Source organism: Pseudomonas sp. AM4(2022) (genome assembly GCF_036346515.1).
GTDB classification, from domain to species: Bacteria; Pseudomonadota; Gammaproteobacteria; order Pseudomonadales; family Pseudomonadaceae; genus Aquipseudomonas; species Aquipseudomonas paracarnis.
Window position 1 is genome coordinate 151,528 of the sequence record NZ_JAOTNW010000001.1, and the last position, 13,067, is coordinate 164,594.

6 protein-coding genes are annotated in these 13,067 nt (G+C 58.9%); 4 read left to right on the forward strand and 2 right to left on the reverse strand.

Annotated features, from left to right (window positions below):
* Positions 1-73 precede the first annotated feature (73 nt).
* The 4 genes from ODQ19_RS00695 to ODQ19_RS00710 all read left to right on the forward strand — a co-directional run bounded on the left by ODQ19_RS00695 (position 74) and on the right by ODQ19_RS00710 (position 11,225).
* Positions 74-3,115 carry a hypothetical protein gene (locus ODQ19_RS00695; RefSeq protein ID WP_330209082.1) on the forward strand — a complete coding sequence of 1,014 codons (3,042 nt, stop codon included), beginning with the start codon at positions 74-76 and terminating at the stop codon, positions 3,113-3,115.
* The gene (locus ODQ19_RS00700; RefSeq protein ID WP_330209083.1) at positions 3,078-4,907 is read left to right on the forward strand and encodes a dermonecrotic toxin domain-containing protein; all 1,830 of its coding nucleotides are present in this window, start codon (positions 3,078-3,080) and stop codon (positions 4,905-4,907) included. Before ODQ19_RS00695 ends, ODQ19_RS00700 begins: the two co-directional genes overlap by 38 nt.
* A gap of 98 nt (positions 4,908-5,005) precedes the next feature.
* On the forward strand, positions 5,006-9,985 hold the full coding sequence (locus tag ODQ19_RS00705) for a dermonecrotic toxin domain-containing protein (protein WP_330209084.1): 4,980 nt from the start codon (positions 5,006-5,008) through the stop codon (positions 9,983-9,985).
* Positions 9,936-11,225 (forward strand): membrane-targeted effector domain-containing toxin, encoded by a 1,290-nt coding sequence (locus tag ODQ19_RS00710; RefSeq protein ID WP_330209085.1) that lies wholly within the window; start codon positions 9,936-9,938, stop codon positions 11,223-11,225. Before ODQ19_RS00705 ends, ODQ19_RS00710 begins: the two co-directional genes overlap by 50 nt.
* Positions 11,226-11,290: 65 nt before the next feature.
* Here ODQ19_RS00710 and ODQ19_RS00715 read toward each other — a convergent pair whose 3' ends face one another.
* Both ODQ19_RS00715 and ODQ19_RS00720 read right to left on the reverse strand, forming a co-directional pair.
* Positions 11,291-12,535, reverse strand: coding sequence for a hypothetical protein (locus ODQ19_RS00715; protein ID WP_330209086.1), 1,245 nt, complete (start codon positions 12,533-12,535; stop codon positions 11,291-11,293).
* A gap of 45 nt (positions 12,536-12,580) precedes the next feature.
* Positions 12,581-13,063 carry a CS1 type fimbrial major subunit gene (locus tag ODQ19_RS00720; protein WP_116667286.1) on the reverse strand — a complete coding sequence of 161 codons (483 nt, stop codon included), beginning with the start codon at positions 13,061-13,063 and terminating at the stop codon, positions 12,581-12,583.
* Between the last annotated feature and the right edge of the window lie 4 nt (positions 13,064-13,067).

The window sequence follows — 13,067 nt, forward strand, 5'->3', positions numbered from 1 at the left end:
ATTAGTGTAGGTGGAGTCGATTGTTCGATTCACGTGGGGTGCCCTCACCCTATTTCTACAGGAAACCCAGGTTATGCCTTCACTCCCCCTGCCCCCCACCGAAGACTTGCTGCGCCGGTTACCGGTCTGTCTCACCGCCATCGAGCATCTGCTGGATGCCCAGCCGGTCTTCGCCACGTTGATGGCCTCCGAGTTACGCCAGGCACTGGCCAACCTTGTGCCCGGTAACCCGCTTGATCCGGATGCGGTTTTTCTCAACGAGTATATGTACGACACCCCAGCGCAGGACGACTCGGACAGCCTCCCACGGCGGCCCCGTGTTACCCGAACGCGTAACCTGACACAGGTGCTTCAGGAGGCTATTGCCACCGGCAAAATACCGACAGAGCGTGCCAAAGAACCGCAAACCGGCGCGGTCTCGCAGGCAGTCGGCTTCTACGCACGTGCCCACGACGCTGGCCGCGACGGCGAAATGACTGCACTTGAGGTCACGGCCTTCAATCAACTGATCGACAACCTGCGCCACGACAGCCTGGCACTGTACTCGCGCAAGCTCGAGGTGTTCTGGACGTCTGCCCAGGCAACCACCGGGGCCCTGAGTGTGTTTGAGGCCATCAGTCAAAAACAGCGCGTGGTATTTGTGCTTGAGTCGGATCTGAAAACCCACGACGCCCTGCAACAGGTGACACAGGCCGAGCAGGCCTTACAGAAAAACCCCACGGACACTCAAGCCCTGGCAGACGTTGCCGCGGCCAAGGCCCACCTGGAGATACACACCGAGGGCCGGCAGTTGATCGACAATCTGGTGCTCCATGAGACCTCGGGCACCGCCACGCGGCCGCAAGCGGTGGGGATCACCCTGTACTCGACGGGCCAGCCCGAATGGTCGGCGGCGCTGAACGGCTGCTTCGTACTCACTGAACGATTGCACGGGAGCCGACCGACTGTCCTTTACACCCCGCAATTTGGGGTTGAGATATTCGAGCATTTCTCCACCATGGAAAACACCCTGCGCAGACGCCTGGTGGCGGGCGCCGAAAAAAGCCGGCTGCTCACCAACGTCGCACTCAGCCAGCGCAGCCTTGTCGGCGAAGGGTTACGCAGCGCACAGAACTTGCGCTACATGCCGATCACCGGCCCTGTATTCAGTGCGTGCCTGCAAGGCCAGCGTGACCAGCAAGAGGCCGATATCGACCAAGCCTTCAGCGCCCCCCAGACCACGTTCGAGGCCTTGGCGACCGAGCTGAGTGCAACCCTGGCACTGCCGCTCAAGGGCAGTCCGGGATTGAGCGCCCGCTTGCCTGCACCGGTAGACCCCATGAGCCTGCCCGACCTCGTCCACACCCCGCCAGACCCTGAACAGCAGGCGCAACTGATACAACTTTGGAACGCACTCAACCAGCAAATCGAATACGTAATGGCCCAACACACACATCCCTCGCTGGAGGGCGTGTTGTCAGCCCTGCTCAAGGAGACCTTCCCACAGCTGCCCCCCGAGACCAAACCGTCCGATTTGTATGTCAACCGCTACCGCACCGACAGCGACGGCCAGCGCCATTTTGAATCCTCGCAAACCCTGTTGGAGGCGCTGTGCACCTTATTGTGCTGGGAAGATGAACCCCAGGAACGAGCGACCCACACCGAAGGCGTCTTCAGCAGCGCCACGGCTTTCAGCACTGTCGATCAGGTCCCCTATACCGGCACACTGACGGCCCTGGCTGAAACCCTACTGGCCAGGTTGACCGCAAACGTCACCACTTACTGGCAGACGCCCATTGCGCCTGAGTTGGCCTGCCCACAGGCCAGGCTGATAGAGGTACACCGTCAAGTCCTGGATGTGCAGGCGCGCCTGGCTTTCGCCGACAACACCTTGAGCCCCCAAGCAAAACGGCTGATTGATCGCGTGCTGCTCTACCCGACCCTGGCCCGGCGTGAAGCCCGCTTCGGCCACGGAAATCGACCAGGGGTGTATCAACTAACGCTGAGCACCGGTGACGCAGAGGGTGTGCGCCTGGCCGGCAGCTTCGTCCTGACCTCCCGCGACGGCTCCAGCCCGGCACTTCCCCACTGGCCCTACGGGCACAAAAACCTCAGTACCCACAGGGCTGAAGCGGGCCAGGTAGTGCTGTATACCCCAAACCAGGGCTTTGAAGAGTTTGCAACCCTGCAAACACTGCACGACACCCTGAAGGCACGCATCAATACCGGTGAGGACACGGGCAGGTTACTGATCGCCAGCTTGCCGCTGTTGGTACTGCGCGGCAAAACCGGGTTATGGGGCAGTGACCTGCGCAACACCTTTGCGCCGATAGAATGTGATTTTGTCGCCGACAGTATTCAAGCGTTGCTGGACAAGCAGCAGTCTGACATCGAGGCCATCCTGGGCCTGGCCGACGGTGAACCGGATCCCCAAGGCAATGGCCGTACGGAGCTGGTCGAGCTGCTGGACATGGCAGAGGCCTTTGTGGCGCGTAACCAACGACTGCTGGAACATTGGCGGGCGGACTGGGAAAAGCGCCTGAGCCCAGCGGACCAGAAGGCACTGCTAGACCAATCCCGCACCACAGACGAGAAACAGGACGAACTGGGCAAGCAATGGAACGCGCTGATCCCCACACTGGCCAAGTATGCCAGGCAACAGGTACTGCTGAAGATACGCGCCTTCCTGGCAGACCACCCCGCGCAGGGCGTTGACCCGGACCAGACGATGGTCATCCGTACCACAAGAACCCGTATCAGTGGCGGTGCCGGTTTTGGCTCAGTACATGAAACGGTGAGGTCGAGCCCCATCAGCCTGACCAACCTGCTGCTGAAAAACAACAAACCGTGGGCCAGGAGCTTATCGTGGACAGAAGACGACACGTTGGAAGCCAAACTGACCACCTCGCAGGGCAACTGGCTACGTGACGCCCAAGGCAATGCCATCACCGTGGACAAGGAACGCCTCGAACTGTGGGTCAAAGAGCTGAATATCGGCCACGAGTACACCGAGAACATCCTCAAGAAACACCTCGCTCCAGAGAGCCTGGATAGCGAGTCAGGCGGCCGCCCTGGACTATGCAGCCTTGTCGGCCCGCTTGAATCCGGATGCCTACAGCACTGCTGTCGCCGATGACAACCTTCAAAAGAAAGCCGCCGCCTGGGTGACTGCCGTACTCGCCGCGACAGACCCCAAGGCACGCCAACCGGTCGACGGGCAGGCAATCATCGCCAATGCCCTGATGTTCAATCCGGCCAGCAACGCTCCCGAGGGGCGCGGCGGGCAGACCGTGAACGGCGTTTTACTACTCTCCACCGCCGATGATGAAATGCTGGTGCTCTATGCCCCCCATGCGCCCGACGGTTTGGAGCTCAGGGAAATCGCCAGCGAAGCCGAACTGATCAAGCTGATGCGCAACTCGGCCTGGCAGGCTTACCTGCAGGCACGTTTACCGGCCAACACCCGCTTGCTCAATCATCGCCTGGTGGCCCATCCCGGCGATGTGCTGGAGGGGTTGTACCGGCAGAACTACCTGTACTTGCTGGACAAGACCGATACCGAAAGCGTGACCAACGAGGAATTGACCGACCAATCCACGTTCAACAAGGTGATGTTCGGCGTTGAAGTCGTCACGACGGTACTGGGTGGGTTCCCCTGGGCCGGGCATCTGACCTCTTGCACCTTCAAGTGGGTGGGCCGGATGGGGCAAACCACGGTTCAGGCCCTACGCAACCTGGGGCAAAACGTTGCAGGGTTGATAGCACGTCACGCCGGAAAGGGGCGTGTTCTGTTCGAGGTTGCAACGGCCACCACCACGGTCACCGGCGCTGCACGCACCGCCGGTATTGGCATCAAGCCGTTGCAGATGCTGCTCAGGTCCGCCAGAAACACGCCCAAGCCCGACCTGACAGCCTATGAAAGAGCCTTCCAACAAGCGAACCCCAACCTGGTGGTCAAGGGTGGCATTCCGGCCGGCTCCTCGCTGTCCGAAGGCACAGGCATCTATCGCACGCCCGGCGCCCTGCGCACCTTGTTGGTCCGCAGCGCCGATGGGAAAGGCAAAGAGCAGGTGTTTCGGATTCAGGACTCGTTCAACCTCTACGACCCCCATGGGCTGGTCGCCCCCGTGCTCACGCCGAGCGGAGGGTTCACACCTTTCAAGCTGCGCAAACTGGCCAACCAACAGTGGGCATTGGACACCTTGAACCGTGTGCCCGGCGGAGGGCCAAAAGTCGACAGCCATTTCACCGCTGCTCTCAGGGATTGGAACGCGCACGTCGCTGCCAATGCCCAGTCAGCCAACCCGCTGACCACGCTAAACCCCGCAGACTTCTTTAAAAACCGAAATATCGCAGTCAAGTCATGGAACAAATATGTAAGGCAAAGCGGCGAGATAAACGCGGCAGGGATAGCCAAACTCAGCCCTGCGCCCGCGCAAGGGTACGCAAAGTTTACAGACGAGCTTTTCAAGACTTGGACAGGCCTCGGTGATGAAACCTCGGACGCTGCACAGGCCTTTGTCAGGGCCCACCGTATTAGCCCAACCGTGTGGGCAAGGTACGTGACAAAGGGCGGCAAGTTGACCGAGCCAGGCATGATCCGATCAATAAGGCTAGCCAATCTTCCATCGGGGGCGAGAGGCAAGATCACCGACAAACATCTCCTGGACTGGAACAGGTTGTATCTGCGCCCGGAAATCCCGAGAACCACGCCCATCACAAAAGCGGAGATTATGAAATATGCATATGATAACGGCTTTCACATCGACTCCTGGATGAAATACGTATCCCCCAAGGGAGGCGCTTTCCTCAGGCACAACCCTGCTCATACAGCGCGCCTTGAGCGCCTGGGAATTCCCTCTACACCGCCGCAAACCGCCCCTGTTGACCTGTCGGCGGCTGGCACGTCCACCCAGGCTCCGGTCTGAACGCACGTACTTGACCCGCACTTTGCATAGTTACCGCCTGCACAACCCGCCCCAACCCCATGCTGATGGTTCATTCCATCAGCGTGAGGACAGTGCCCATGAGCACGTCGAACACCCCGGCAGCATCACCAACGCTTCAAGAAATACGCACCCATCTGCTTGAAATCGACCCGCAGCTGCGCCCTCAAGCCAAGCCTCCCATCGCCTTGCCAACCGAACTGTTGGCGCTGGAAACACTGAACACCACCCTGACCGCTGCCAACGAACAGTTTCTGATTCAGGCACGCCGCCATTTTGAGACATTGAATGGGGCAGACCTCACCCAGGAAACCGGTAAAACCCTGCTCGCCACGCTCAAAACCGACCTGAACAACCACCTGCAAACCCTCGACGAAACCAGCACGGTGGGCGGTCAAGGGCGCAAGAGCTGCCTCACCCAGACGGCCGGTCTTGATGCGCTGGAACAGCAGGCCAAGCTCGATATGCGCGATTACCTGCTGTCGCCGGCCGAACAGCGCATGATTGAAGACTGCTCCCGGGGCCCGACCTTCCGGCCGGGCATGTATTCGCTCAATTTCAGCTACCAGGACGACACCGTGGAGTTTGCCGGGGCCTTTGTGCTCACGCGTAAATCCAGCCCAGTCGTGGATAACCTGACATCGGAAGAAGACCTCGGCCACGTCCTGTTATTCACCCCAAACCGAGGCCTGGAGGCCTTCGACTCGCTGGCGCAGCTCGACCAGCGTCTCAAGGCGACGCTGGCCTTGCCGGCAGGCCGCGAAGAATTCTGCCGACACCTGCCTGTACGTTATCAAGCGCTGGACGTCGTCGATATCTGGCCATTGCAACTGCTGCCCATTGAAGGCGAGCCACTGTTCGAACATACCTACGACGCGATCATCGACAAGCGCCGCCAGGACATCGAATGGGCATTGAGCCTGGCTGAAAACCCGCTGCACGAGGCAACGCTGCTCGAGTCAGCTTTGGACAAGGCAGTGAAGGCGGCGCTGCCAGACTTGTCATCACGCTTGGCGTTCAGGCGCCAACAGTTGCTAGAGCGCAGCGTCTACAACGGCCTGCCGGATTGGTATCGCAACGCGGCTTCGACGGACCAGCAAACCCTGAGCCGTTTCATACAGGATTACAATCAGGCCCGGGCAACGTATATCGAGCTACTGGGGCCTGCCGCCTCCCCTCAAGCCCTGGCGAGCTTCCAGTTGACCGAGTACCTGGACGAAGAGCTGGAAATCCACGACCTGGATCCGCACCACTTGCACCTCACCACTCGACGCAACGTCGCCAATGTCGGCACCTATGAACAGACACGCAACCTGGTGCACTTGAGCTACGCGGGGCTGCATACCGGCGATGAGTTGCCCGGCTCTGATTTCTTGACAAACACTACCCTGACGTATGCAGGCGCGGCACTGCAAGGTGACCATGCCGTTCTGAATGCGCAGAGCCTGCTCGACATGCTCCGCGCACCGGGCCTGGCACCGCGCCAGGACTTTGCCGCGCTGCAAAAAGACATGCAAACCAAGGCTGAATTCAAAAAGGCGGCTCGCGACCTGTTTGATCATCGGCTGGTATTGCTCGCCTTTATCGCCCGGTTGCGGGGCGATCTGAGCCAGGCAGACCATAGCTTATTCGAAACGTTGCGAGCCGGTACGAACCCGCGCTTGCGTGCACGAACCGTGCTGCTGCATGGCGCGCAACTCAAAGACCTGTGGCTATTGCGCGAAGAAGACGCCACCGGCCAAATCCGGCGCTTGCTGTTGTGCACCCCGGATTCGCCCCGCGAGCGACAGTTCCTGGCATTTACCACCGAACGCGAATGCCAGTCGCACATCATCGGTTGGGCCGATGACAAAACCCGGTTGAAAGGCCGGACCATGAGCGACTACCTGCTGGAGCAATGCCCCCTGCGTTTTCGGCAGAAGATGGGCACGTTCCTGGCAGGGTTAGGCTTCAAGCCCGACGCGAAGGACCACGAGGAGGTGACATTTGGCCCTTTGTGCTCGCACCCGATATGCCTGGACGCCATGGTCGTGCATTCGCAAAGGGCAGCGCAAGACGATTACGAACACAGCACCCCGCTGTGGTATCGCTCGGCCCAGGCGGCGGACCGAACCCGTTTGACCCGCCTTGCCGAAGATGCCGCAGGTGCCTTGCGCACCTATAACGCCATGCCCGATTCGGAAGCCCACTTCATTACCTTCGATGCCTATCTGCACGATAAAGCCAAACGCAGCCTGAACACGCTGCTGGGCCGCGAACAGAATGATGTTGACCCGGACACCCTATACGTCTCGGCACCCTGGCCGTTGTTGGGCGGCAAACCGAAGCCCATCACCTATACAAGGTTGTACAGAGATGGTTACCCGGATAACGTCGGATTCATCGACCCGAAATTCTCCTCCTCGGCCACCTTCAGCGGGCCGGCCGGCGTCGACCTGAGCAGCCTGACACCGCAGAACGTGTCACGCTCGGTGACCGGCGTGTGGATCGGTCAACGCTACACCGACGAAGTTCGCGCCAAATTGCAAAACGCGAGCAGCCCTGGCTACGCCAAACGACGCGACGCCACCTTGGCGATCACACAACTGCAGATGCACCACGCGGCGCTCGATTGTTGCCTGCGTGGCAATATCACACGGGCCGACCTCGCCTGGCTGGAGCGCACCATCGACAGCCTTGGCGACACAGAGGACACGACCCGCAACACCTATAAAGTCCATCGACTGACGATTGACGGCGATTGGGTAATGGGTAACTACCTGTTCAGCCATGCAAACAACCCGGTGTTGCTGTACACCCCCAACGCACCCGATGGCATCGGCTTTCGTGAGGCGAAGCTGTTCAACTACTGGCTGAAAAAAGTCGATGGCGTGTCGGCTTACCTGCTGGGTCGGGTGGCGGTCCAATCCAGGGTGCGAATCGAGACGTTTTTGAAGACGGCCCGCGATGGATTACCCGCAACGATTGACCGTACAACCCCAAGCCCGGCGCGCTATGACCGGACAACCCCCCACACCACCGTGACCGACCTGCGCAATGATCTCTACAACATGGTGCTGCAGCGCAAAATCGATGATGTCGTTGCCACCACGGTCAATCGCACGGATATGATCGTGGGGATCCTCTGGACGTGCATCGAACTGGTCACCGCCATTGCCACTATCCCTTTTCCCGTATTGAGCCTGGGCCTGGGTGGCTTGCTGGCGTTCAAGGACGCGATGCTCGCCATCAGTGCCTACCAACAGGGTGACATGGCCGGTGCCTTGAAACACTACATCGGCTACCTGGCCAATGTGGGCGGTGCTGTGCTGTTTGACTTTCGCCCGGCCCTCAAAGGCCCGCTCAACACACTGTCTATCAGGCCGGCGACTAAAGCGATAACGCAGGCCACGCTGATCAACGATATTGACCCTGGCATTGTTGCCGGGATGAAACCGGTGCAGTTCGAAGGCCAGGCGTTTTGGGTAAAGAACACACCCGACCCTCTGGGGCGGTATGTACTGCTTCGCCATGACCCCGTCACCGGGCAAATGCAGTCAACTGCACGCCTGGTCAACCAGAACACCGATGGTCATTGGGTACGCTCCGGGGTCGTGGGCGGCGGGCGCAAGAAGACGTATCAGGCACTCCAGGAGGAGGTTGACCAGACACTGGCGCGTTACGAGATTCCAGCCGAACAAGGCAAGTACTTCAGACCCGCGCTCGACCCTGAGTTTAAGAAGCGCCTCGCCAGCAATCCGGACGAACTCATTGCGCAGGGCGCACTTGACGGGGCCTTTCTTGATTTGAAGCCTCTGCGCGACAGCTATCCCGATCAGGTGAAACACCTGACTCAAGATGCACAGGCGCTTTACGCTTCGTCTCCAGCGCGCCCGGCCCGCACTGGCTTGCCGGTGTTGGCAGCGGATTCCAGCCCGTCTACCGTGCTTGCCACGCTGTTCCCAATCAAAAAGCGGCTGATCATTGGCGCATCCAACACCAGCGTTGCCAGTAAGCAGTTACTGATCGAAGACATGCAGGCCTTGGCAGCGAAAGGGCTAAAGCGTGTGTACATCGAGAATCTGCCGGCGGATGTTTTCCGTACCAAACTTAAAATTATCAACGGTGAAGCCAAAGGCAATCTCGCTCACGCATTGAAACGTGTCGAGGACCATCTGGCACGGGTCGACAAAGCGTTGGGGTGGAACGTGGATGCCCCTTTTACCTACCGTAAACTGATGCTTGAAGCCCACAAGCAGAAGGTCGCAATCGACGGCGTGGACGCCTCGGTTTCCTACCATATGGAGCATGTGCTCGCGCTTTCTGAGCAAGAACGGTTTATCCCACGTAGCAGCAACCTCAGAAACTTCTATTCCCACAAAACCCTTGCGCAAAAAGACCCCGATGAGGGCTGGATCGCCCTGGTTGAACACAGTCGTATAGGCAGTACTGACGAGGTGCCGGGCCTGGCCGACTTGCAGAATGTCATCGCCCTTCGCGTGGACGATGTCGCTCCGGGCCAGGCTGTGGGCATTTCGCCCGATACCTCCAGCGCCACGCTGTCCCGGGGTGACTACAGGCTGACAATGGCTTCAACCCCACAAACAGTACCGACGGCCGGGCCCTCGAGAGCGGCGCAGATCCCCTCATCCCCCTCTCATTACAGTGAGTTTGATCTGTCCGCGTCGTTTAAACCGAAGCTGGACGAGATGGTGCGTATAGATGACAGCTTTAACACGACCCTCCCGCCTAACGCTGGAGCCCTATACTATTCGGCGTTCCAGGCTTTCAAGCAAACACGCAGTCGCTTGGATGAAGCCGCCAAAAAGGCCTTTACCGCTTACACGCCACGGCCACGCCCCGATTTCGCCGACCTTGCCACGGCGACCAGTGAGGAGGCGTTTATCAAGCAGCTGTGTAAAAAGATCCGGGGACTTGTCATCGGCGAAGTTCATTCTCATACATACAGCAAACAGGCCTTGATCAAGTACATGAAACTGTTGAAGCAAGAGGGCGTCAAGTACATTGTACTTGGAGCACCTGCTCACCGATCTGCATCAGGCAGAGCTGGACCTTTTTAACCTCACGAACAAAATGCCGGAAAACCTGAAACGTTATCTGAAAAAGCTAGATGCCCGCCAAATGCCGCGTTATAACGGCGACAATACTTACACCCATGTAGTCAAAGCGGCTAACAAGGCGGGCATTCGCGTGCGTGCACTCGATTGCACGGCCAGCTATCACGTTAAAGGCATGTACTCGGACAACGCCCGCACGAACCTTTTCAACTATTTCGCCAATGAGGTGATCAAGGCCGACCAGTTGGCACTGGGCCCGCATCATTGGGTAGCGCTCATAGGGGACTCCCACTGCGATACGTTCCTGGGTGTGCCGGGCATCGCGCAACTGCAGGATGCGGTCAGCTTGAGGATACTCGATGTTCCCCCCTCCCAGGCATTGCCCCTGCAGCGGGGAGAATGGACTATCGTCGGGCCCGAACCGGGCGCTCCCGGAACAAAAGCCCTGCGCAGTGACTTCAGGTTGCACGTCGGTATTGCCGGCATGCACGCGCCGTTTCCTGGAACTGCAACGGACCGCGCATGGCTGAAAAATGTCGACGACTTCCTGATCGAGCAGCCCTCAAGCACCGAAGCCAATGTGGTCTTCCGCGCCATTCTCGGAGCGGAGGCGAGCGCCCCGATTAAAATTGACGACATGGGGAAGTTCTTTATTGAAGAGTTTCCGCTATTGAAGGATAAACGTTTCACAACGTTGGAACAGCTGAGCAAGGCACTTAAAGATGACGCGTATATGACCCCCGTTTCCGCTACGACCCTGCCCAGCGCACGGCTGAGAAACATCGGCGACGCCCTGATCGAGCGGCCTACATTTCTTGATACCTGGTTGGTCCACCATTCCAACAGCGGAGAAATTGTTCGCACGCGGATTGAACAGGACGCCAGTAGAAAGTTCTTTATTAAACGTTGGAATCTGGACAATAAGCGCTACCGGACGGTCGAGCATCTGATGGAGGCACTCAAGAAAGAAGTCCATTTGTCATTTGTCCCCACTACGGCGTCGCCCCGAACGCGGCTGGTATCGGCCGGTGAATTCGTGGTTGAGCAAGGGACTTTACCGCCTCAAGCCACTGTGCTCCACCGTTCCAATAATATGGAAATAGTTTCCACCCTTGTTCAAACTAATGCTCAGGGGCAGTTCTATATTGATCGTTGGCCGCAGTTGCTAAATAAACGTTACTCAACGCTGGATGATTTGATTGACGCCCTCATAAAAGACGTGGGCTTGACCGCCGCTTCATAATGCCGTGATCGGTGTCGGCCCTGTCCGTTCCTGGGGCGGGGCTTTATTGACCCATGAAGCGCCTGCTAGACCTCAGAGTCCCAGACCACCGTCACGACTCCCGTGTAAGTGCTACCCGGCTGTTTGAGCATCTCTTTCACCTGGTCTTTCTCGACCTCGAAGTGCAAGGTGCCTGGGCGGTTGTTCACGTAATACACGGCCTGAATCAGTTCGGTGCCCGTACCGTCCAGGCGTAAGGGCAATTTGCTCACGGGCTGCCCGTGGGCGTCATTCAAACCGAAGGGTAGGCTGACGGCGACGTGCAGGGGCACTTCGTCGCCTGCGCTATTGCGCAAGCCGCACGTGTTGCCGATCGCCAGGCCACATTCGAGCTGCATTTTGAAACGCCCACTGGCGAAAATACTGAAGGTCTGGTCGCGGAACAGTCGCGACGGTTGGCGCCCGCGATTGAGCCAGGCTTGCCAGCCGCCTTCGGGCAGCAGTTCGACGCGGTTACCACCCGGTGGCAGTTCAACCTTGAGGATGTGTTCCACCTGCAAGGTGAAGTTGAAGGTAGCGATGTTGTCGTCAGGGACCATCACATCACCGAAATCAAAATCGCCACCGGGCCCCATGCTGTAGGTCAAGGATCCGCGGTACTCGCCGGCAGTCATGGTCAGCGGGTTGGGGGTCTTGAGTTCGTAGCCGTATTCCAGGTAGCTGAATTTGAGCCATGGGATCTGCGTTCCAGGCGTGAGGCTGCAGGCCCCTGCATTCTCGGGAACACTCCAAAAGAACAGCCCATAACTATTCCCCGCCGCCTGATAGCCCAGGCCCACACAGGGTGGAGCACCAGCCACCCAGTAGTAATCCCAGTTTTTCCCCGCATAGGTCCACGCACTGACCCCAGGGGGGTAGGCTATATCCCAGCGCGTACCAATGCCCGCAATGCGCATTTGTAAGGTCGCGGCCTCACCAGTACCTGTATGGGTCACCTGAACATCGCGCCACGCTGACGGCACCTTGAAATAAGCACCCTGGCGCGGTTCTGTATGCCCAGCCGCAATCGGCGCGACAGAGTCGGCCTTGAATTCCAGATTGCGAATACTGAAAATATTCAGCGCCTCGCATCTGGCCGGTATATGCCCTGCACAGACACCGCTTTGCGGCGTGGTGTTCTTGAACTTGTTACTCATTGGGTTCGTGGGGTCGGGGCGAAACACCGCCGTGATGTCCTCGACGAACCCTTGCACCGGCAGGCTGATACTGCCGATTGCCAGCGCCAAAGCGCACGGCCCCAACCGTTTCTTAGTTGCAGCGATCAAGCTCATATAAACTCCGTGCAGCCTCCCCAAGGGACCGGCAATGCCGTGAACTCAAGGCGCCAGAAAATCAAACACCAGGTGCACCGTGCCGTAATACTCCCCGCCCTTGTAACCGTCGTCCGGCTCAATGGCGGAGATTTCCAGTTCGGCGCGACGGCCCGTGCGCGCCTCATCGGCGTTAACCACCTGGGTCGAGTCCAGCGTCAAGGGCACGCGATTGAACAGCACCTGCAACTCGATGCGGTTGCGGCCACTTAACAGGTAGGGCGTGTCACCCAGGCGCGCCGCCACGCCGCCATTGAGGTTCTTCACGTCGAAGTTCTTGCGCAGGCGCCCGAGCCGGGCAGTCGCCAGGTCCCATGCCAACAGTTGGTCATGCGCCATCCAATCCGGCTCGGAGGGCAACACATAGGCTTCGTGGATCGGAATGGTCACCGACACATCAAAGCTTTGCCGCTCCTGGAACGCCGCCGCCTGCCCGCCCATCAACACCGGCGCCATCAGCACAGCCAGTACCGTCAGTTGCTTAAACATAGTC